The sequence below is a fragment of the Salinibacterium amurskyense genome, assembly GCF_002797685.1.
Classification (GTDB): Bacteria; Actinomycetota; Actinomycetes; order Actinomycetales; family Microbacteriaceae; genus Rhodoglobus; species Rhodoglobus amurskyensis.
On the sequence record NZ_PGFH01000001.1, the window covers coordinates 390703 to 413912 of the forward strand.

Consider the following 23210-nt stretch of genomic DNA (forward strand, 5'->3'; position numbering starts at 1 on the left):
AGCCCTACGGCCTCGGCGGCACGGCTCCATCGCGCTGGGCGCTCAGGTTCTTCGCCATCGTTTCGAGAACGGTGACCGTGGTCTGGTACTGCTCGTCCGTGACTCCGGCGATTGCCTTGGTGCGTTCGCCCGCGATCACCGCGGCGAGACGTTCCACTACGCCACGACCGCGTTCGGTGAGTTCGTAGAGCGAACCATCGGTCGCGAGCCAGTCGCTTTCGACGAGTTCCTCCAGCGACTCCCGAGACGTCGTGTGCGCCTCAATGGAGGGTGGCGCCGTGCTGTTTTTAGGCATCAGGAAGGGCGCGATTTCGATGTCAAGGCGATCGATACCCGCGGGCCCCTTCATGAGGACGACGAGCAGCTGCCACTGGCGGCGGGTGATGCCGTGTTCTTCGAGGGTGATGGCGAAGAGGTCATCGATGATCCGATCGACTACCTTGACCCAGTAACTGATGGGTTGTTGCGTGTCCATAAACCGACATTACTCCTGTTTTTAGTACACGAAGCCGAGTTCCTCGGGGTAGTCGCCCAGCGCCGTCAGCTGCGTTGCGGCCTGCTGCAAGTGGGCCAGAGCAAGGCCGAGAGTGCGAGGACCAAAGCTGACCCGAGCAACACCCAACTCGGCCAGCCGCGTCAGCGGAATATAGCCAGCCCCACCGATCACTGAGATGGGCCCGTCAATCTGCCCGATCGCCTGAGCAACCATCTGCTCGTCAGCAAGCCCGAGTACAAAGATGCAGTCGGCGCCCGCTGCGAGGTAGGAGTTCGCGCGGGTGACCATGTCATCCCACTCGCCACCGCCGGCGAGAACGTCGACGCGCGCGTTGATCGCGATGGGCACACCCGTCGCCTGCGCGGCCGCCCGAGCTGCGACGACCCGAGCGGTGGCATGGCTGAGGTCGAAGAGTGGAGCTTTGGCCGGGCCTGAGCTGTCTTCGATGTTCAGTCCGGATGCTCCTGCCGCGATCAATCGTTCGACATTGGCTTGCACGCCGGCGGCATCCAAGGCGTAGCCCTTCTCGAAGTCGACGGAGACAGGAATCTCCACGGCGTTGCAGATGATGGATGCGGCGTCGAGGGCTTGCTCCACCGTGAGGCCTTCGCCGTCGGCCACGCCGTGCGCGAAGCTCACCGCGTGGCTCGCGGTGGCGAGGGCGCGCACTCCGGGGGCTTCGGCAACGATGCGGGCAGTGATGGCATCCCACACGTTGGAAACAATGAGCGGCGTTCCCGGCACGTGAAGTGAGCGCAGCAGTTCGGCGCGAGTGGCGGGGGAGGCGGGGGTGGTTTCGGTCATGAGCCCAGCATCCTCCGCGTGAGCGCTGGGCACCAGTGATTTTCAGACGCGACCAGCAAACTCTCGGAAAAGCGAGCGGTCGCCGACGTGAACTAGTCGATCACCGACTGCTTGGCCTTCACCGGCAGCATGAGCACGAGGCCCGCGAGCAGCACGATCACGATGCCGATGATGCCGAAGCGGGTATCGCCCGTCATCGCCACGAAGAGCGTGAAAAGTCCGGGAGCCAAGAAGCTCACGGCGCGACCCGTGGTGGCGTAGAGGCCGAAGATCTCGCCTTCGCGGCCGACGGGCGTGATGCGCGCCAAGAAGCTGCGGCTTGCGGCCTGCACCGGACCAACAAAGAGGGTCAAGAAGAGTCCGGCGATCCAGAACCCGGTCTTGGCGTCGCCGACCAAGAGCACAGCGAGGCCGGCGAGCACGAGACCGATGAGGGAGCCGATGATCACGTTCTTGGCTCCGAGCTTGTCGTCGAGCCATCCGCCAATAAAGGTTCCGATGCCGGCGACGAGGTTAGCGGCTACCGCGAAGTAGATGACCTCGCTGGGGCTGAAGCCGAAGACCTGCGCGGCGATGATCGCACCGAAAGTGAAGACGGCAGCGAGGCCATCGCGGAACACCGCGCTCGCGAGCAAGAACATGAGCACCTGCGGGCTCTTCTTAGCAAGAGTCTTGATGGTGCCGAAAAGTTTGGCGTAGCTGGCGAAGAAGCTCACGCGGTTCTCACGGGCGCCGGCGGGGATCTCGGGAACCGCGATCAGAACCGGGATCGCGAAGATGGCGAACCACGCTGCCGAAGCAAGAACGGCGTAGCGGATGTCGAGCGCTCCGCCTTCAGTGCCGGAGGGTGCGTTCAGCAGGCCGCTGCCGGTTTCGCTTCCAAAGTCTTGGATAAACAGCACGAGCAGGATGATCAGCAGAACGATGCCGCCGATGTAGCCCATGCCCCAGCCGAAGCCCGAGACGCGGCCGACGGTCTTGGGCGTGGAGACCTGCACGAGCATTGCGTTGTAGTTGACGCTCGCAAACTCGAAGAAGATGTTGCCAGCGGCGAGGAGTGCAGCACCGAGGTAGATGTAGGACGGCACCGGCGCGACGAAGAACATGGCGCCCATGGCGACCACGACGAGCCCGGTGTTGATCGCGAGCCACAGCTTGCGGCGACCGGAGCCGTCAGAGCGCTGGCCCAAAATTGGCGCCAGGATGGCGACGAGGATGCCCGCAATCGTGAGTGCACCGGAGATGACAGTCGTGTTGTTGGCTTTAGCAAGAACCAGTGCCGGGTTCTTCTCATCATCGCCCGCCGCGGCGACGATCTCGGGGTCAATAAAGAGCCCGCTCGCGAGGTACGTGCTGAAGACAAAAGTGGTAACGACGGCGTTGAAGGCGGCCGAGCCCCAGTCCCACAGTGCCCAGGCGCGAACGCGGCTCTTAGGAATGGTGGCATCTGCAATGAGCCCCTGGCCCACGGTGCCGATTGCGCGCGTGTTTGAGACGCGCGGAACGGCGGGAGTTCTGGGGGCGTCGTTGTCGCCAGTGTTGTCCGTCATGCGAACAGGCTAGTGGTGTGCGGTAAACAATGGGGGCTGATGGCGCAGCAATCTGCGAGTGAGAAAAAGTTCTTTCGAATTCCACGACCCTGCTCGCGCACTCACACAGACCCACATCCGCACGTTTCCGGGGCTGTCAGCGCTTGGGGGGACAAAATGGGGGACATAGACAGAACGTTTCACCCGCCTACTAGGGCTACAGGCGGTTGTAGGACCTGACGTACCGTGGTGCACGGTGTTACAAATCTGTCCTCCCTATGGAGGACTACCCGGTAACACCACAATCCCGACAACACCCGAATTATCTACGGCCTACACCCGAATCTAGGTAGGCCCTAGGTCAATCTTTAAGGCTCTTACCCCGTGAAGTTTTTGCTGCGCTCTTTGCTCATTGCTGCCCTCTTGGCCGCTGGAATTACGGTTCCCGCCACGGTAGCTACCGCCGCCGGTACGCCGGATGTCGAACTCACTCGACAGGTGAGCGCCTCGACGCTCTACGGCAGCGACGTTTCGGTGACGCTCTCCGCGCAGCAGACCTCGGGAAGCAACGCCTATAACTTGACCTTCACCGATGTGTTGCCTGCGGGGGCAACCCTCGAAGACTCCACCTACCCGGTGAGTGAAACCATCGCGCTGGCGGGCGGCGCGACCAAGCTCATCTGGAACAACGTGGCAGACCTCTCGTCGGGAGTCGTCGTGCCACTGACCTACTCGTTCTCCTACAACACAACCACCTACGACGTCGGCGATAGCTTCACGAGCGAAGCCGAGGCGTTCGTCAACTCGAACCCTCGCGTACTCGTCAAGTTCAACCCGACCACGGGCAACGTCATCACGAGCAGCCGCACGGGTTGGGATGCCGCGGAGTCGACGACTCTTCTCGTTCCCTTCGTTCTCGACAAGGCAGAGCCCAGCACTGAGGCTGAACTGCAGCGCGGTGTGCACGACAACAAGACCGTTTACACGCTGACGATCACGAACAACAGTGTCAACGACTCCACCAACTTCTCGATCACTGACTACTTGCCTGCTGGCCTCGAGTTCCTCGGCTGCAGCAACCAGGACAATAGCGCTGCAGCAACCGAGGAGTACCCGGGTTCGGGCCGCATCGATGACACCCCGCTTCCCGCGACCGTGGACTGCGCCGGATTCGTCCCGACCTCCGAAACCGTCACGGTTGACCCCGACGGCAGCGGCCCACTGCCCAACGACGTGTACACCAAGGTCGACTGGACGTCGCTCGGCACGATCGCTGCTGGTGACACCCTGACGATCAAGTACGCCGCCGCTATCCCGCTGCGCGAGAACGTTGACATCGACGGCGAAGCCACCGCAAACCTCGACAACAACACCGGCGACCTCACCGAAGATGAGCAGTCGCTCACCAACTACGCGGTTGCGACCGGCACGTACGGCGGCACCGTCTACACGGATGACGCCTCGGCGACGATCACCGCTGAAGACGTTGCTATCCAGAAGAGTGCTGACGAGACATCCATCTCGCAGGGCGCGACGACCGTGTGGACGCTCTCGTTCCAGTCGTCTGAATATGCTCTGTCGACGAGCATCATCACCGTGACCGACACGATTCCGGATGGCCTCGACTACGTCTCGAGCTCGCTCGCCCCGGAGTCCGTTGTCACCAGCCAGGCGGATGGCACGATCACCGTCACGTGGGATGCCGACGCATTCGCCGCAGCATCCGACTCGGGCGAGATTACTGTGACGACCCAGACGCGCGAAAACTACCGCAATGGCGGCGGTCCGGTCAGCTCGAACGACTCGTGGACCAACAGCGTCGACCTCAGCGCCACCGCGACAATTATCACCGCGAACGACGGGAGCACTTCTGAGCTGCCCGTTGTTGATGACTCGAGCGCCGGCCAAACTGCCCGCGGCATTGAGATCGACAAGAAGGTCGCCGAGCCCGCCTCGATCGCGACCACTTGTGCCGACGCGACTGGCCTGAGCTTCAGCGACACCGTCACGGGCCCCTTCCACCCCGGCGACCGCGTTTGCTACGAACTGACCGTGACCTTCCCGGGCAGCCTCGACACCCTTGACAATCAGGTCAATGACTTCCTGCCCGCAGGTTTCACGTATGAAAGCTTCGAATACACCGCGGTCAGCACGGTTACTGACACCGACGGCGTCACGTTCACCAACATCGCTGGTGACCCGCTCCTCACCTGGAACATCGGCGACGTGGATGCGGCAACGGTCTTCCAAGTTCTCGTCACGGCCAAGATCACTGATCCGGCCGCGATCGCCGACGGTGACATCACCGCCAACATCATGAAGATGACGTACGAGAACACGGCAGGAAATGTGTTCCAGCTGCGGGACCAGGCCGACACTCTTGTTGAGAAGCCGATCGTCACGCTCAGCAAGGGCATCACGCACCTCAACACGGACGCAGTCAACAACGGCCCGCTCGACACCCTCACGGTGCAAGCAACGGATCGCGTGACCTATGCGGTGGTTGTGACCAACAGCGGAAGCCAAGACGCCGATGATGTTTCGGTACGCGACAACCTTCCCACGCTCTTGGAGTGCTCGGATCTTCAGAACATCAGCGACTCCGGCGTCTGTGGCGCCAACCCGTCACTGCCGCGTTCGATCGAATGGACGATTCCTTCGTTGGATGCTGGAGACTCTTACACGGTCACCTATGACGTCATTACTCCCGCAGACTCTTCCGCTGGAGACACCTTCCTCAACACCGCCGGTGTTCGCACCTACGACGCCGTAACGAACACGGGTGACCCGCAGGTTTACGTTCCGGTCAACAACATCGATCCCACGCTTGAAGATGACGCGAACAGCGTCGAGGCGAAGGACACCGCGAGCACAAACCTGCGCCGCCCCACCCTCGTGAAGACGGCAACGACGTCGATCACCGAGTCGGGCAACAACGCGGCCGGACAGGCCACCGTCGGTGAGACAGTCACCTACTCCGTAACGACCACGATTCCTCAGGGCTCGACGGTGTACGTAAACCCGACCGTTACTGACGTAGTCAACAGTCGTTACGAGATCATCGGAACGCCCACGTTCACGGTCAACGGTGGAGCGTCGCAAAACGCAACCGTCACCGGCCAGACCGTGCGCGCACTCATCGGTGCTAACTACATCAACCCTGCTAACAGTGGGGATGACGATGTCATCCTTTCTATTACCGTTCGCGTTCTCGACGCTGCCAATGTCACCCGCGGCACCGGAATCACGAACACCGCGACGCTCACATGGGAGCGTGTCAACGGAACCGCTGACTCGGAGCAAAGTAACAGGACGACCACGCGTGTCGTCGAGCCCGACATCAACATCACCAAGAAGAGCAACGCCGTTTCGGGTCAGGTCGAAGCCGGCCAGATCGTGACGTACACGCTCGAGCTGCGTAACGCTAGCGGCGCTAACGTATCGACGGCGCACGACACGACTGTTGTCGACCAGGTGCCCACGACCATCCAGCCGGTGGATGCAAGCAATACCCCGGTCACCTCGAGCCAGACTTTGCCTGGTGGCGGCTACTGGGACAACGCTGCCCGCACCATCACGTTCTCGGTGGCGACGATCGTGCCTGGTGCTGGCCCCGACCTCACCTACTCTGCTCGCGTTGTTGACCCGCTGCTCAGCGGCGCAACGATCGTGAACACTGTTGGCGCCATCACGACCTCGATCGCTGGCGGCAACTCCAACGAGCGCACGGCCGTATCGCCGCTCGGAACCGAAGCTAACGGCTACCAGGCCAACGACGACCTCACGCTGCGCGCCCCCGAGTTGGGCGTCAGCAAGTCGGCATCGCCCGGCACCCGCACGATCGGTGAAGTCATCACCTACACCGTCGACGTAACCATCCCGAAGGATGTCGTTGCCTACGACGCCACGATCATCGACACGATGCCCACCAACGTGCGCTTCGGCCAATTCCTCGACTCGACCTGCGACCAGAACGGTAGCCCGTGTGCTGCCGAGGCTTCGTTGATCGGATCACCAACCGCGACCGACCGCACCGTTGGTTACTTCATCGGCGACATCGACCCCGCCGAGGCTGAAGTTCGCACCGTCACGATCACTTACACGGGCATCGTGACGACTGCTGCAGCATCCGGAAACACGCTCGTCAACACGGTTCGCCCGTACTGGAACAACACCGACACCATCACGGGAACCCCCACGACGGTGCCGGCACCTGGCGACTTCGACAAGGTGGGAACGCCGTCGACCGCCAACGTCTCGGTCATTGAGCCGCGACTGACGATCGATAAGGATGTTGCTGGCCAGGTTGGCGACAGCGACACTCGCCGCGCTAAGCCCGGTGAGGCCCTCGAGTACACGATCGTCGTGCGCAACGCAGGTAACGCGCCCGCCTACGACGTCGAGGTCACCGACACCCCCGACGCTCGCGTGACCGACTACACCTCTGCCGGAGTTGTGGGCGTGACCCCGACCGACATCGACCCCTCTGACGGAACACTCGGCTGGACCATTGCTGGCCCGATTGCCGCTGGTGCGTCTGTGACGATCACGTACACGGTCACGATGCCCGTCGTTGACGAAACGAGTGAACTCGTTACGGCACGCGAAGTCATCAACACCGCCGATGTTCCTCACTACTTCGGTGTTGCTCCGGGCGACCAGGTCTCCGGCATCGACTACAAGGACTACGACAACGTGACTCCGGATGTCGTCAGCGTCGAACTCGACCTCGCGTCGATCGGTGACTTCATCTGGTTCGACGTCAACAACGACGGTGTGCAAGATGCCACCGAGCCCGCTCTCGAGGGAGTCGGCGTCACGGTTCTCTACGCGGGAGCAGACGGAGTTTTCGGTAACGCCGACGACGAAACCTTCACTCGCACGACTGACAGCAATGGCGAGTACCTCGTCACCCAGCTGCCCGGTGGCACGTACCGAGTGACCGTGGACGCATCCACGCTCCCCGCCGGTATGGCGCCGAGCTATGACCTCGACGGCACCACCGCCACGCCTAACGGCATCTGGCAGGGCACCCTCGCCGAGAATGACAAGAAGCGCGACGTCGACTTCGGCTACACGGGAACCGGCTCGATCGGTGACTTCATCTGGTTCGACCAGAACAAAGACGGCGTCCAAGACGCGAACGAGCCTGGCCTGCCCGGCGCGACCGTCACGGTAGTCTCCGGTGGCCTCGACGGCGACCTCTCGACGACCGCTGACAACATCACGTACACAACGTCGACGGATGCCGATGGCAAGTACACGGTTGGCCTGCTTCCTGCTGGCCCGTACACCGTCTCGGTGAGCGACCTGCCCGCAGGCTACGCCGTTGTCTCCGACCCCAATGGCGGAACGAGTGCGACCTCCACGACGTCATTGACGGCCGGCCAGAACCGTGTCGACCAGGACTTCGGTTACGCGGGCACCGCATCCATCGGTGACTACGTGTGGATCGACCGCAACGGCGATGGCGTTCAAGACGCCGACGAGCCCGGAATCTTCGGCGCAGAGGTCGAGCTGACCTGGTTCGGCGAAGACGGCGTGCTGGGCGGCGGTGACGACGGAGTCTTCACCACGACCACCGACGGCGACGGGCTTTACAGCTTCCCGAACCTGCTCCCGGGCAACTTCTCGGTAGCGGTGACCGGCGGCCTGCCCGCTGGCGCAACGAACAGCTACGACCGCGACGGCGACAGCGACTCCGAAGCTCCCGTATCGCTCACGGTTGGTCAGGCAGTCACCGACGTTGACTTCGGTTATGACGTGACCTCCGTTATCGGAGACCGCGTCTGGTGGGACCGCAACAAGGATGGCGTGCAAGACAGCAACGAGCCCGGATTGGCTGGCGTAAAGATTCTCGTCACCTACCTCGGCACTGATGGTGTTCTTGGTGGAACCGGCGCGGCTGGCGACCTCGAGTTCGAGGCGACGACGGACAGCAACGGTAACTGGACTGTCACCGAGATCCCCGATGGTAACTACATCGTCGAGGTTGTCAGTGGTGTCCCGGCTGGCTTTAGCCCGACCTTCGACAACGACAGTGGAACAACGTCGCCCGACGAAGAGTCTGCGGTCACGTTGGTCGGCTCTGACCTCATGCAGGACTTCGGTTACGCCGGAAACTCCAGCATCTCTGACACTGTCTGGCTCGACCTGAACAAGGATGGCGTCAAGGATGCTGGCGAGCCCGGCTTGCCCGGCGCCGAGGTTACTCTCGTCTGGTTCGGTCCGGATGGCGTAGCGGGTGGCGGCGATGACGTCACGTTCGTTGAAACCACCGACTCCAACGGTGAGTACCTCTTCGATGGTCTGCCCGAGGGCAACTACACGGTGACGGTAGACACCGACACGCTTCCGAGCGGCCTTGAAGCGACCTTCGATGCTGACGCTGGCCCCAACCAGCCGACTGCTCGTACCGCTGCGTCGAACGTTGGCCCTAACTCGACCACCGCAGTCGGCCTGCCGGCAGCGACCGATCTCGACAACATCGACTTCGGCTACGTCGGCACGGGCAAGATTGGCGACACCGTCTGGCTCGACCAGAACGGTGACGGAGTTGTTGACGCGACTGAGCCCGGCATCGCCGAGGTAGACGTCACGCTCACCTGGGCTGGCCTCGATGGCATCCTGGGCAACGCCGACGACGTGGTCTCGACCACGAAGACGGATAACGCCGGAAACTACCTGTTCGAAGACCTGCCGTCAGGGCTCTTCACGGTCGAGCTTTCGGGACTGCCTGCAGGGCTGACCTCCACGGTTGACCCCGACGGTGGAGCTGATGACCAGTCCGAGCTCACGCTCGCTGGTGCTGAGGAGAACCTCGATCAGGACTTCGGTTACCGCGGTGACGCGGGAGTCGGCGACCTGCTGTGGCTCGACGTCGACAACGACGGAGTGCAGGGCACGAACGAGCCTGGTCTTCCCGGCATCGTGATTACCGTCACCAGCCCCGGCTTCGATGGAATCTTCGGCAACGAAGACGACATCATCGTGACTACCACGACGGATGAGAACGGTAACTACCTCGTAGAGGGACTGCCGGCTGGCGAAGTGAAGGTCTCGTACGACCCCACAACGTTGACCGAGGGTTACGTGCCAAGCTCTGACCTCGACGGCGACGTGTTGTTCGAGACCACGGCAACGCTCGTCTCGGGCGAGACTCTCCTCGACGTCGACTTCATCGTGGTCGGTAGCGCAACGCTCAACGGCATTGTGTTCGACGACCCGAACGGTAACGGCGTTCGCGACAGCGGCGACCGCGGCATCCCCAACGCTGAGTTGGATGTCGTCTGGGACGGCCCGAACGGCCCCGTCACCGTGCGCGTCACCACCGACGCGAATGGCGCCTGGGAACTCACGAACCTTCCTGCCGGAACGTACACCGCAACGGTCGACCTCGCGTCGGTCGATGCCGAGTACCGCCCGTCAACGGGTACTTCTTCAACGGTCGAGCTGCCCGCCTTTGGCGAGCGCTCGGTCATCCAGGGACTCACGACTCTGATGCTCGCCTTTACTGGTTCGAACATCGCATTCGGAGGCCTGCTCGCTGGGCTGCTCTTGCTGAGCGGATTGCTGCTCCTCCTGCCTGCACGTCGGGTGCGTGGCGGAGGCAAGCGCGTCTTGGCTATCACTGAGTAGCCACAGCTAGCGAAAGGCGCGATGAGCGTGCCGGGCGTCGGGCTCGGTGTGCTCATCGCGCCTTACTTCGTTTAACGAGGTGCCCGCGCAGTGCCCCGCAGCACCCGAACTCGCGCGAAATGCGGGGCGCTCGGCGAAACCTTGAGTCATACACACTCAACTTTCAGCTACGCAGCTTGACTCTCGACTCGAGCAGGAGCAAACTTGATACAGCGCGACTCAAGTTCGCAAACCCAAACGCTTAAAGGAGTAAGAGCACATGGCTCGAGCAGTAGGTATTGACCTCGGAACCACGAACTCCGTAGTTTCCGTTCTCGAAGGTGGAGAACCCACCGTCATCGCAAACGCCGAAGGAATGCGCACGACGCCTTCCGTCGTCGCATTCACCAAGGATGGCGAAGTCCTCGTTGGTGAAACCGCCAAGCGTCAGGCTGTCACTAACGTCGACCGCACCATTGCTTCCGTCAAGCGCCACATCGGTACTGACTGGACCGTCGCAATCGACGACAAGAAGTACACCCCGCAGGAAATCTCCGCTCGTACGCTTGCCAAGCTCAAGCGCGATGCCGAGCAGTACCTGGGTGAAGACGTCACCGACGCAGTAATCACCGTTCCCGCGTACTTCAACGACGCTGAGCGTCAGGCAACGAAGGAAGCTGGTGAGATCGCGGGCCTCAACGTTCTGCGCATCATCAACGAGCCCACCGCTGCTGCACTCGCGTACGGTCTCGACAAGGGCAAGGAAGACGAGCTCATCCTGGTCTTCGACCTCGGTGGTGGAACGTTCGACGTTTCGCTGCTCGAAGTGGGCAAGGACGACGACTTCTCGACCATTCAGGTCAAGTCCACCTCGGGTGACAACCGCCTCGGTGGAGACGACTGGGATGCCCGTGTCGTTGACTACCTGATCCAGCGCTTCAAGGACTCGACCGGTGTTGACGTTTCTGGCGACAAGATCGCTAAGCAGCGCCTCAAGGAAGCTGCTGAGCAGGCGAAGAAGGAACTCTCCTCGCAGATGTCGGCAAGCATCCAGCTTCCGTACCTCTCGCTCACCGAGAACGGTCCAGCCAACCTCGACGAGACGCTCTCGCGCGCCAAGTTCGAAGAGCTGACCGCCGACCTTCTCGACCGTGTTCAGAAGCCCTTCAACGACGTCATCAAGGAGGCAGGCGTCAAGCTTGCCGACGTATCGCACGTTGTTCTCGTGGGTGGATCGACTCGTATGCCCGCCGTCGTTGAGCTCGTCAAGAAGCTCACGGGCGGCAAGGAGCCCAACAAGGGCGTCAACCCCGACGAGGTCGTAGCTGTTGGTGCTGCACTGCAGGCTGGTGTCTTGAAGGGTGAGCGCAAGGACGTTCTCCTCATCGACGTCACCCCGTTGAGCCTCGGTATCGAGACCAAGGGCGGAATGATGACCAAGCTCATCGACCGCAACACGGCTATCCCGACCAAGCGCAGTGAGACCTTCACCACGGCGGATGACAACCAGCCTTCCGTGTCGATTCAGGTCTTCCAGGGTGAGCGTGAGTTCACTCGCGACAACAAGAACCTCGGAACCTTCGAGCTCACCGGCATCGCGCCGGCGCCTCGCGGCATCCCGCAGGTTGAGGTCACCTTCGACATCGACGCCAACGGCATCGTGCACGTGTCCGCTAAGGACAAGGGCACCGGCAAGGAGCAGTCGATGACGATCACGGGTGGCTCAAGCCTCTCGAAGGAAGACATCGAACGCATGGTTCGCGAGGGCGAAGAGCACGCTGCAGAAGACAAGGCTCGCCGCGAGGCAGCCGAGGTTCGCAACAACGCAGAACAGCTCGCGTACTCGACCGGAAAGCTCATCACCGACAACGCTGAGAAGCTGCCAGAAGACGTGAAGACCGAGGTTCAGGCCGACGTTGACGCGCTCAACACGGCGCTTGCCGGCGACGACGAAGCCGAAGTAAAGACGGCCTTCGACAAGCTCACCGAAAGCCAGCAGAAGCTCGGCGAAGCAATCTACAAGCACCAGGAAGAAAACCCTGAGGCCGCTGCAGAGGGCGACGACGCACCCGCTGGCGAGAGCTCGGACGAGGACATCGTTGACGCTGAAGTTGTTGACGAAGACGAAGCTGACTCGGACAAGAAGTAAATGTCTGACAACAACCACGACCACGACGAAAACCAGGAGCCGGTGATCAACGACGAAAGTCAGAGTGATCCGGAAACCGGCGACGTCAGTGCGTCTGACTCGGCTGCCGCAGAGGAATCTGCGGCAGCCGAGGGGCAGCCCGCTGCAGAAGATGCTGCGGATGCTGCTTCGGACGCCGAGAAGGCTCCCGACGAGCTGAGCGAAGAAGACCAGCGTCTTCTCGAAGAAGCTAGCCGGGACCTCGTTGCCGAGATGCGTGAGCAGATGTTGCGTGCGCAGGCCGAACTGGTGAACTTCCGTACTCGCGTAGAACGCGACCGTGTTGCTAACCGTGAAGCCGTGATCGCCGACGTCGTTCGTTCGATGTTGCCTGCGCTCGATGACCTCGACCGTGCTGACAAGCACGGCGATATCCTCGAGGGAACGCCGATCGCGCTTGTAGCGCAGAAGATCAACTCGAGTTTCGAGCGGTTCGGCTTGCGCAAGATCGGCGAGAAGGGCGAGCCCTTCGATCCCGCTTTCCACGAGGCCGTTGTTCACTTGAACGACCCCGAGGCAACCGAGAACACGATCGCTGACGTCATTGAGCCTGGCTACATTCTTGGTGAGCGCGTTGTGCGTGCCGCGAAGGTTGCTGTCTCCGGCCCCACCGATTAGGGCGGGGGTGGCGTGTAGTGGCTAGCCAAGATTGGTTTGATAAGGACTTCTATAAGGTGCTCGGGGTATCGAAAGATGTCTCCGAGGCCGACCTGAAGAAGACCTATCGCAAACTCGCGCGCCAGTTTCACCCGGACTCCAATCCGGGGGATCCCAAGGCGGAGGCTCGTTTCAAGGAGATCAGCGAAGCCCACTCGGTTCTCTCTGACCCTGAAATGCGCCGCGAATACGATCAGGTTCGCGCTATGGGCTCCGGCGCTCGCTTTCAAGCGGGCGGTCAAGCTGGCGGCTTCGAAGATGTCTTTGGTGGCATGTTCGGTGGCGGTGGCCAGAGTTATGGTGGCCAGAGCTACGGCGGAGGGCAGTCGGGCGCAAGCTTCGAGGACCTCCTCGGTGGTATGTTCGGCGGTCAGGCCGGCCCCGGTGGCGGCCCCGGTTTTCGGGGCGGCCCCGCCAAGGGTCGCGACCTAGCCGCGAACACCACGCTCGACTTCGCTACGGCGATCAACGGCGAAACGATCAAGCTCCAGCCTGCTGGCGGCCGCCCGATGAACGTCAAGGTTCCTGCGGGAGTCAGCGACGGTCAGAAGATCCGCCTCAAGGGCAAAGGCGAGCCGAGCCCGAATGGCGGCCCGGCTGGCGACCTCGTGTTGACGGTGACGGTGCGCAAGCATCCGGTGTTCGAGCGGGAAGGCAACAACATTCGTGTGGTTGTTCCCGTCACGTTCGCGGAAGCAGTGCTCGGCGCCACCATCGAGGTCCCCACTCTCGGCGGTGCTCCGGTGAAACTGAAGGTTGCACCGGGAACCCCGAGCGGGCGAGTATTGCGAGTGAAGGGTCGCGGCGTCGCGACAGCGAAAGCAACCGGAGACCTGCTTGCCGAAGTGCAAGTGGCGGTGCCTAACCGCATCCCGGAAGCTGCGTTGGCGCACCTTGAGGCCTTTGCAGAAGCGATGCCCGCAGAGAACCCGCGGGACGACCTGATTGCCCGAGCCAGGAGCTAATAGCTATGGATGAGCTAACCCCCGCGTTTGCTATCGCCGTTGCGGCGGAGCTTGCGGGAATGCATCCGCAGACGTTGCGACAGTACGACCGTCTGGGTCTCGTGTCTCCCACGAGAACCAGCGGTCGGTCGCGGCGTTACTCTATGCGCGACGTGATGCAGTTGCGCGAGATCGCGGCGCTCAGCGCCGAGGGTCTCAACCTCGAAGGCATCAAGAGAATTCTTGACCTCGAAAATCAGGTCACTGAACTCACCTCCCGGGTTCGCGAACTCGAAACGGCGCTGGCCGATGAGATGCTCTCCAAGCCGGGTCGTCGCGTGTTCGCTGCGGGTCAGGCCGGCGAAGTGATCTCACTGCGCGCCGGAACGCGAGCCGAACGCACCGACCAAGTCGTGCTGTGGCGCCCCTTCGTGCGCCGCGATAACCAGCTTCCCCGCTGATGATGCGCGCGGCGTCGAACATCCACACGTCCTTGCGGCGGGTGCCCTAATGTTTCGCGAAGCGCCGCCCCTCGGTGGCCCCGCAATCTTGCGCCAGCGCTGGAGCGAAGTTTCCTTTCTGCACTGGCGCGTAGACCCCGCCGTCGTCGCCCCGTTCATGCCGGAGGGGTGTCGCCCGGACACCCTCAACGGCAGCTCCTGGGTGGGGCTCATCGCGTTCCAGATGTCGCAGAGTTCGTTCTTTGGTGGGCCCCGCATCCCGTGGCTCGGCGATTTTCCGGAAGTAAATGTGCGGCTCTATTCGGTCGACGAGAAGGGCAGGCGCGGCGTCGTCTTTCTCTCGCTCGAAGCCTCGCACCTGATTCCCGTTCTCACCGCGCGGGCAGCTTTTGGCTTGCCGTACCAGTGGGCCTCGATGAAGATCGGGCAGCGCGACGGGCAGATTGCCTACAAAACGAAACGGCATGGCCGACCGGATGCGGCATCCCACATCATTGTGCGACCGATCGACGACCCGGCGGCCAGCGTTTCACTCGCGGCTGACCCCGAGGCGACGTTCTTGACAGCTCGGTGGGCGTTTCACGAAACTCACCGTGGACGAACGATCTACTGTCGCAACCAGCACGAGCCGTGGCCGCTGCAGCCGGCCGAAGTGGTCTACCTCGACGATGGTTTACTCGCGGCAGCTGGGTTTGAGGGTCTTGCCGACCGCGCTCCCGACTCAGTTCTCTATGCCAGCGACGTGACGACGGTGTTTGCGGCACCCCAACAACCGTTCCAGATTCGTGCGCCTCAGTCGCGACCAGTGTGGACGTCTGCGCGCTCTTCGTAGCTTCCGCGAGCAATATGCCTAAGTTGCATAGACAATTTTGGGCAATATGGTCTCACCAGCACAAATGAGCATTGCCTCTCGCGTCAGTCGGGGCCATGATGAGTAACCACAACGTCATATAGGCACAACACGATTGAAACGATGAACCCGGAGAATGAACGCACGGGGATAGTTCCCGTTCGCGCGTCACTTTCCCGGTTTATCACCGAAGGCAATGACGCCGAATAACGCAGGAGGCACCATGACGACAGTTCGCGCAGCAATCACACAGACCACTTGGACGGGCGACAAAGAGTCGATGCTCGACAAGCACGAGCAGTTCGCTCGGGATGCCAAAGAGCAGGGTGCTCAAATCATCTGCTTCCAAGAGCTCTTCTACGGCCCGTACTTCGGGATCACTCAAGACAAGAAGTACTACCGCTACGCCGAGCCTGTTGATGGCCCGATCGTTACGCGCTTTCAAGCCCTGGCTAAAGAGCTCAACATGGTCATGATTCTGCCGATCTATGAAGAGGCGATGACGGGCGTGTATTACAACACCGCCGTCGTTGTCGACGCTGACGGCACGAACCTCGGTTCGTACCGCAAGCACCACATCCCTCACCTCGACAAGTTCTGGGAGAAGTTCTACTTCACGCCCGGCAACCTCGGCTTCCCCATGTTCAACACCGCCGTCGGCAAGGTCGGCGTTCACATTTGTTACGACCGCCACTTCCCCGAGGGATGGCGCGAACTCGGGCTCAACGGCGCAGAAATCGTCTTCAACCCGAACGCCACGAAGCCCGGACTCTCCAACCGCCTCTGGGAGGTTGAAGGCCCCGCAGCAGCAGTGGCTAACGGCTACTTCGTACTTCAGCCCAACCGTGTCGGCCTCGAAGACAACGAGTACGGCGACGAAGCCGTTGACTTCTACGGCACCAGCCAGGTCATCGACCCCCGCGGAAACTTCGTGGGCGAACGTGGCTCAGGCGCCGACGAAGAGATCATGATTCGCGATCTCGACATGGACCTCGTGCAGGAGATGCGCGACGACTGGCAGTTCTACCGCGACCGTCGCCCCGACGCTTACCTGTCGATCCCCAAGTAAGCCCAACGTCAGCCCCGGGCTGTCTTGGCGCCCGGGGAACAGTAGGCATTCGACATCGCAGAGGAGCGAATCATGGCCACCACTCTCATTTCTGGCGGAACAGTCGTCAGCTCAACGGGGCGCGCCCCCGCAGACGTCTTGATCGACGGCGAAGTAATCAAAGCCGTGCTGTCACCCGGCAGCACGCTGTTTGGAACGGATGTTGCGGCATCCGTCGACACCGTCATTGATGCCACGGGAAAGTACGTCATTCCCGGCGGTATCGATGCGCACACGCACATGGAGCTGCCCTTCGGCGGCACCGCGGCAATCGACACGTTCGAGACGGGCACTCGCGCTGCGGCGTGGGGCGGCACGACCGCGATCATCGACTTCGCGGTTCAGACCTTTGGCGAGCGCATCGAGGATTCTCTCGCAGCGTGGCACGGCAAGGCATCCGGCAACTGTGCGATCGACTACGGCTTTCACCAGATCGTTGGTGACGTTACGCCTGATTCGCTGAAGGCCATGGCGAAGCTGCCCGACGAGGGCATCACGAGCTTCAAGATGTTCATGGCGTACCCGGGCGTTTTCTATTCGGATGACGCTCAGATTCTGAAGGCCATGCAGGTGTCCCGCGACACCGGCCTCATGACGATGATGCACGCCGAGAACGGCCCGGTTATCGACGTTCTCGCCGAGCAGCTTGTGGAGCAGGGCAAGACCGACCCGTACTATCACGGTGTCGCTCGCGCCTGGGAGATGGAAGAGGAAGCGACGCATCGCGCGATCATGCTCGCGAAACTCACCGGTGCTCCGCTCTACATTGTTCACGTCAGTGCGAAGCAAGCGGTCGAACAGATCGCCGGCGCTCGCGACCGCGGCCAGAACGTGTTTGCTGAGACCTGCCCGCAGTACCTGTACTTGAGCCTCGAAGAACAGCTGGGTGCTCAGAGCGAGCAGTACGGCCACTTCGAAGGTGCCAAGTGGGTGTGCTCGACTCCGTTGCGTTCGCGCGAAGAGGGTCATCAGGATGCCATGTGGCAGTCGCTGCGTACGAACGATGTGCAAATGGTCTCCACCGACCACTGCCCGTTCTGCATGAAAGACCAAAAAGAGTTGGGCCTCGCGGACTTCCGCAAGATCCCCAACGGCATGGGAACCGTCGAGCACCGTATGGACCTCATGTACCAAGGCGTTGTCACGGGAGAAATCACTCTCGAACGCTGGGTTGAACTAACGAGCACCACCCCCGCTCGAATGTTCGGAATCTATGGCCGTAAGGGCGTCATCCAGCCCGGTGCCGACGCCGACATCGTCGTCTACGACCCCAACGGTCACACCTCGATCGGTATGCCGGTCGACGAAAACGGCAAGCCAACGGGCAAGAAGCACCACATGAACATGGACCACGCTGCCTGGGAAGGCTTCGAGATCGACGGCCACGTCGACACCGTTCTCTCCCGTGGCAAGGTCATTGTGGACAACGATCAGTACCTCGGTTCGAAGGGTGATGGCCGCTTCATGAAGCGTGGCCTCACCCAGTACCTCACCTAAAACAGGTTCTCGTGCAGCATCCGTGTGGCTGAGGCCAGCGGATGCTGCCTTGGCCTACCTTCCACCACGAACGAGGAGCACCATGGATTTCGGAGCAGTACTTCAAACTAACCCGCCCGCAGCACGAACCGTTCAACTAGCGAAGCTCGCAGAGGCGCACGGCTTCAACTACGTCTGGACCTTCGACTCACACATCCTGTGGCAAGAGCCCTACGTGATTTACAGCCAGATTCTGGCCGAGACGCGCAAGGTTATCGTCGGCCCGATGGTCACGAACCCGGCCACCCGCGACTGGACCGTCACGGCATCCACCTACGCCACGCTCAACGAGATGTACGGCAACCGCACCGTCTGTGGCATTGGCCGGGGCGACTCGGCTGTGCGCGTGACCAACGGCAAGCCCACCACACTGAAGGATCTTCGCGAGTCGATTCACGTCATCCGTGAACTCGCCAACTCGCGTTCGGTCGAATACGGCGGCGCCCAGTTGCAGCTGCCGTGGAGCAAGGGCTCAGAGCTCGAAATGTGGGTTGCCGCCTATGGCCCCCTCGCCCTCAAGCTCACCGGTGAAGTCGGAGACGGCTTCATTCTGCAACTTGCCGACTTGGACATCGCTGCCTGGATGATCAAGAAGGTGCGCGACGCCGCTGAGGCTGTCGGTCGCGACCCCATGTCGATCAAGTTCTGTGTTGCCGCTCCGATGTACATCGGTGATGACTGGGAGCACATGCGCGACCAGTGCCGCTGGTTCGGTGGCATGGTGGGAAACCACGTCGCTGACATCGTCAAGAAGTACGGCACTGACGGTGACGTACCCAAGGCCCTCACCGACTACATCGAGAAGCGTGAAGGCTACGACTACAACCAGCACGGTCAGGCGGGCAACACCCACGCGGCGTTTGTTCCGGATGAGATCGTTGACCGGTTCTGCCTCATGGGCACCGCCGAGCAGCACATCGAGAAACTCGAGAAGCTGCGCGAGCTGGGGGTCGACCAGTTCGCTGGCTACCTGCAGCACGACAACAAAGAGGAAACGCTGCGCGTCTACGGCGAGACCGTGATTCCGGCTCTCACCGAAACAGTGACGGCGAAGGCCTAACCCGATGACGGCAACCCAAAACGATAAGCGTGGGGAGGTTGCCGTCCGCCCCGCGAGTTCGCCGGGTGCGCTGGCTAACCCCGCGCGCGCTCGGCTGCTCGGTGGCTTCGGCTGGGGCATCGCCGGCGTTCTCTTCATCGCGCTGATCTGGGAGGGCTACAAGTTCTTCGGTCCAGACAACGGTGTGCTGATTGGTGAACTCCGCGTGCTCCCGCGCACGACCGACCTGGCCATGCCGCACCTCTGGGACATGATGGTGCGGTTGGCTGAGCCGGTTACGCGCGCCGACGGTGCACTTCCTCTCTGGGCCGTCGTTGCGCTCGCCGCTCTCACTACGCTCGGCATCGCCGCCGCGGGCTGGGCGGTAGGAGTGATCGTGGGCATCGCCTTCGCGCTCCTCATGCAGCGCTGGCGCCTGGCCGAATTCGGACTGCTGCCGTGGATCGTCATCAGCCAGACCGTGCCGCTCATCGCCTTCGCCCCCGTGGTGAAGAGCTGGGGCTCACGCGTCGAGATCGGCTCGTTCGAGTGGCAAGACTGGATGTCGGTCGCACTCATTGCGAGCTACCTTGCGTTCTTCCCGATTACGGTCGGCGCGCTCAAGGGGCTGCAGTCTCCCGACCGCATCCACGTTGAGCTGTTCGAAACCTACGCTTCGGGCTACTGGCCGACTCTGCTGCGCTTGCGACTGCCGGCATCCGTTCCGTATCTTCTTCCGGCACTTCGCCTCGGTGCGGCTAACGCCGTAATCGGTGCGGTTGTTGCCGAAGTCTCAACGGGGCTTCAAGGCGGCATCGGTCGCCTACTTATTCAGTTCGCCGGTCAAGCATCGGGTGACCCCTCTAAGGCGTGGGGCCCCATCTTCGGCGCGATCGTTCTCGGGCTCGTTGCGGCCGGTTCGGTCGCCCTGCTCGGCGTGATTCTCAAGGACTACAGACGAACCGAGGAGGCCGCATGAGCGACCAGATCCCGACCACTACTTCCGCCATCAACCTCGGTGCCAGCGTGACAGCGGATGCCGCTGCCGTGCAGGTGCGCGGAGTCAACAAGCAGTTTCAGACCGCGACCGGCATCGTGCATGCGCTCGAGAACATCGACCTTACGGTTCAGGCCGGCGAGTTCGTTTCGCTCATTGGGCCGTCGGGCTGTGGCAAGTCGACGCTCATGCGCTTGATCGCCGACCTCGACGACCCGACCTCGGGGGAGCTGACGGTGTTTGGCAAGACCGCCACCCAGGCTCGCCTCGATCAGGATTACGGCATCGCGTTCCAGCAGGCGGGACTGTTGCCGTGGCGCTCGGTGGCCGCGAACGTTGCGCTTCCGCTCGAACTGCACGGCGTCGCATCCGCTACCCGTCGCACTCGCGTTGCGGAACTTCTCGACATGGTGGGCCTCACCGAGTTTGCCGACCGCTTTCCCGATCAGCTCTCGGGCGGAATGCAGCAGCGCGTTGCCATTGCGCGGTCGCTGGCGGAACAGCCGCGCCTGCTGTTGATGGATGAGCCCTTCGGAGCCCTCGACGAGATGACCCGCGAGAAGATGCAGACCGACCTCGTGCGCATTGCCGCCGATACCGGTGCTGCCGTCGTCTTCGTGACGCACTCGATTCCCGAAGCCGTGTTCCTCTCTGACCGCGTCGTCGTCATGTCGCCGCGACCGGGCCGCATCAGCCAAATCGTTCCCATGCGATTGGATGCCGCTGACGGCCGCGAAGAACGCGACGACGACCTGCGCGAAGCATCCTCCTTCTTCGAAATGGTTACCGAAGTGCGGGAAGCTCTGCACGGCGGAGCCGACCATTCGACCAGTGATGGTGTGGCCACAGCGCGGGGAGTGGACACTCGATGAGCGCGAGCACCAGTACTTCCGCGAACGCGATTGTGGGTCGCGGAGTAGGAGCGCGCCGGTCGAAAGGCTGGAGCCCACGCACGGAAGCGACGCTGCGCATCGTGGCCCCGATCAGCTTCGGGCTGATCGTGCTCGTGATCTGGCAACTGCTCGTGACCGTCGGTGGTGTCTCGGACTACCTGCTGCCCAGCCCAATCTCGATCGTGACGGAACTCGTTGAGTTCTGGCCCTCGGTGGTGTCGGCAACGGCCCTCACCGGGACCAACAGTCTGCTCGGCCTCGTGGTCGGCTCGCTCGTGGGAATTGTCGGGGCAGCGCTCGCGGCCCGCTCGCGCATCGTCGACCAAATGAGTGCCCCGATCGTGGCGGCCCTCGCAGTGGTGCCGATCGTGGCTCTCGCCCCCGTGCTCAACTCGATGTTCGGTGCCGACAGCCAGTTCGGCCGTCAAGCGATTGCCGCCATTGCCTCATTCGTGCCGATCTTCATCAACACGCTGCGGGGGTTTCGCCAGACGAAGCCCGTACACCGCGACCTGATGAAGGCCTACGCCACGAACTCCGGGCAGATGCTGATGAAGCTCACGCTGCCGACGGCACGTCCCTTCATCTTGACCGGCATCCGCATCGCCTCCTCGCTCGCCGTGATCTCCGCCCTCGTAGCGGAATACTTCGGCGGACCGCGCGGAGGGCTCGGCAGCCTGATTGCAACCTCGGCAGCCTCTAGCGCGTATGGCCGCGCATGGGCGTATGTCGTGGCATCCATTGCTCTCGGCCTGCTCTTCTACCTAGCGACGCTCGCCCTCGAACGACTGGTGCTGCGTCGCGTACCGACCGGGGGTTCCCGATGAGAACAGCCCGCGCAGCACAAGGAAGGAGATAACCGCTCCACCCGCAGTACAGCAGTACCGCAGTATCCACTTGCACCGTGAATCTGGAAGGTCTGACATGAAGTTCACCAAACGCCGCTCACTAGCGGCCGGAGCGTTTGCCGTAACGGCAGCGGTCCTCCTCGCAGCATGCTCCACCGGCGACGGAAGCGACAGCGGTTCGTCCGAGAACGCTGACGGCCTCACCGAAGTGAAGCTCCAACTCCAATGGCTCCCTCAGGGACAGTTCGCCGGCTACTTTGCCGCCGCCGATCAGGGCTTCTTTGAAGAAGAGGGCCTTGACGTCGAAATCATCCCGTCGGGCGGCGACATCGTTCCGCAAGACGCTCTCGCTAACGGCGACGTTGACTACGCCGTAGCCTGGGTTCCCAAGGTTCTTGGCTCCATCGAACAGGGTGCCAACCTCACCAACATTGCCCAGATCTTCCAGAAGTCGGGCACGCTTCAGGTCTCGTGGGCCGACTCGGGAATTGACTCGGTCGCCGACTTCGAGGGCAAGAAGATTGGTTCGTGGGGCTTCGGAAACGAGTGGGAAATCTTCGCAGCAATGGCTGCTGAGGGACTCGACTCCTCCACCGTGCAGATCATCACGCAGGACTTCAACATGAACGCCTTCCTGCAGGGTGACATCGACGCCGCACAGGCCATGACGTACAACGAGTACGCCCAGCTGCTCGAGTCGACCGACCCCGACACCGGAGAGCTTTACCAGCCCTCTGACTTCAACGTCATCAGCTACGAAGACACCGTTGGTGCCATGCTCCAGGATGCGATCTGGGCTGACACCGAGCGTCTCGACAGCGACGAGGACTACCAAGACACCACGGTCGCCTTCCTCAAGGCCGTCGTCAAGGGTTGGATCTACGCTGCTGAGAACCCCGAGTCTGCTGCCGAAGGCACCGTTGCTGCCGGTTCCGGTTGGGGCCCCAGCCACGAACTGTGGATGGTCAACGAAACCAACAAGCTGATCTGGCCGGCCGCTAACGGCATCGGCGTCATCGACGAAGCTGCGTGGGACCGCACCGTAGAGGGTGCCATCAGCGCCGTCAACGAGTCGGGCGCGAGCCCCATCACCACGGCCCCGCCGGCAACGGCATGGTCGAACGACTGGATCATGAAGGCACTTGAAGAGCTCGAAGCCGATGGTGTCGACACCACCGGTTCCAGCTTCGCGCCGATCGACGTCACCCTCCTCGAGGGCGGCAACTAGTCGCACTGAATAACC

General features: G+C 62.0%; 16 protein-coding genes. 13 read left to right on the plus strand and 3 right to left on the minus strand.

The genetic code is table 11. The features are described 5' to 3' along the window. Positions 1 to 4: 4 nt before the first annotated feature. The 3 genes from CLV85_RS01885 to CLV85_RS01895 form a co-directional block, all read right to left on the minus strand. Entirely contained in the window at positions 5 to 475 is a 471-nt protein-coding gene (locus CLV85_RS01885) for a MarR family winged helix-turn-helix transcriptional regulator (RefSeq protein WP_100387917.1), read from the minus strand. Positions 476 to 496: 21 nt separating this feature from the next. Beyond that, positions 497 to 1300 carry an isocitrate lyase/PEP mutase family protein gene (locus tag CLV85_RS01890; RefSeq protein WP_100387918.1) on the minus strand — a complete coding sequence of 268 codons (804 nt, stop codon included), beginning with the start codon at positions 1298 to 1300 and terminating at the stop codon, positions 497 to 499. Positions 1301 to 1392: 92 nt separating this feature from the next. Further along, a complete protein-coding gene (locus tag CLV85_RS01895; protein WP_100387919.1) occupies positions 1393 to 2850 on the minus strand; it encodes an MFS transporter in 1458 nt (485 codons plus the stop codon). Positions 2851 to 3213: 363 nt separating this feature from the next. Here CLV85_RS01895 and CLV85_RS01900 point away from each other — a divergent pair, with 363 nt between their 5' ends. The 13 genes from CLV85_RS01900 to CLV85_RS01960 all read left to right on the plus strand — a co-directional run bounded on the left by CLV85_RS01900 (position 3214) and on the right by CLV85_RS01960 (position 23195). Continuing rightward, positions 3214 to 10467: an SdrD B-like domain-containing protein gene (locus CLV85_RS01900; RefSeq protein WP_100387920.1), complete on the plus strand. Its 7254-nt coding sequence runs from the start codon at positions 3214 to 3216 to the stop codon at positions 10465 to 10467. Between the two features lie 259 nt (positions 10468 to 10726). Beyond that, positions 10727 to 12595: a molecular chaperone DnaK gene (gene dnaK / locus CLV85_RS01905; protein ID WP_100387921.1), complete on the plus strand. Its 1869-nt coding sequence runs from the start codon at positions 10727 to 10729 to the stop codon at positions 12593 to 12595. Beyond that, positions 12596 to 13252: a nucleotide exchange factor GrpE gene (locus tag CLV85_RS01910; RefSeq protein ID WP_229820402.1), complete on the plus strand. Its 657-nt coding sequence runs from the start codon at positions 12596 to 12598 to the stop codon at positions 13250 to 13252. 17 nt (positions 13253 to 13269) lie between these two features. Continuing rightward, positions 13270 to 14256 (plus strand): DnaJ C-terminal domain-containing protein, encoded by a 987-nt coding sequence (locus CLV85_RS01915; protein ID WP_100387922.1) that lies wholly within the window; start codon positions 13270 to 13272, stop codon positions 14254 to 14256. Between the two features lie 5 nt (positions 14257 to 14261). Beyond that, a complete protein-coding gene (locus CLV85_RS01920) occupies positions 14262 to 14696 on the plus strand; it encodes a heat shock protein transcriptional repressor HspR (RefSeq protein ID WP_100387923.1) in 435 nt (144 codons plus the stop codon). 49 nt (positions 14697 to 14745) lie between these two features. Then, a complete protein-coding gene (locus CLV85_RS01925; protein ID WP_100387924.1) occupies positions 14746 to 15528 on the plus strand; it encodes a YqjF family protein in 783 nt (260 codons plus the stop codon). A gap of 241 nt (positions 15529 to 15769) precedes the next feature. Continuing rightward, entirely contained in the window at positions 15770 to 16615 is an 846-nt protein-coding gene (locus CLV85_RS01930) for a nitrilase-related carbon-nitrogen hydrolase (RefSeq protein WP_100387925.1), read from the plus strand. Between the two features lie 72 nt (positions 16616 to 16687). Further along, positions 16688 to 18151 carry a dihydropyrimidinase gene (gene hydA, locus CLV85_RS01935; protein ID WP_100387926.1) on the plus strand — a complete coding sequence of 488 codons (1464 nt, stop codon included), beginning with the start codon at positions 16688 to 16690 and terminating at the stop codon, positions 18149 to 18151. A gap of 82 nt (positions 18152 to 18233) precedes the next feature. After that, positions 18234 to 19250, plus strand: coding sequence for a TIGR03842 family LLM class F420-dependent oxidoreductase (locus CLV85_RS01940; RefSeq protein ID WP_100387927.1), 1017 nt, complete (start codon positions 18234 to 18236; stop codon positions 19248 to 19250). A gap of 4 nt (positions 19251 to 19254) precedes the next feature. After that, on the plus strand, positions 19255 to 20208 hold the full coding sequence (locus CLV85_RS01945) for an ABC transporter permease (protein WP_100387928.1): 954 nt from the start codon (positions 19255 to 19257) through the stop codon (positions 20206 to 20208). Next, the gene (locus CLV85_RS01950; protein WP_100387929.1) at positions 20205 to 21098 is read left to right on the plus strand and encodes an ABC transporter ATP-binding protein; all 894 of its coding nucleotides are present in this window, start codon (positions 20205 to 20207) and stop codon (positions 21096 to 21098) included. Before CLV85_RS01945 ends, CLV85_RS01950 begins: the two co-directional genes overlap by 4 nt. Next, a complete protein-coding gene (locus CLV85_RS01955; RefSeq protein WP_100387930.1) occupies positions 21095 to 21946 on the plus strand; it encodes an ABC transporter permease in 852 nt (283 codons plus the stop codon). Before CLV85_RS01950 ends, CLV85_RS01955 begins: the two co-directional genes overlap by 4 nt. Positions 21947 to 22043: 97 nt before the next feature. Then, a complete protein-coding gene (locus CLV85_RS01960) occupies positions 22044 to 23195 on the plus strand; it encodes an ABC transporter substrate-binding protein (RefSeq protein ID WP_100387931.1) in 1152 nt (383 codons plus the stop codon). The last annotated feature ends 15 nt before the right edge of the window (positions 23196 to 23210 follow it).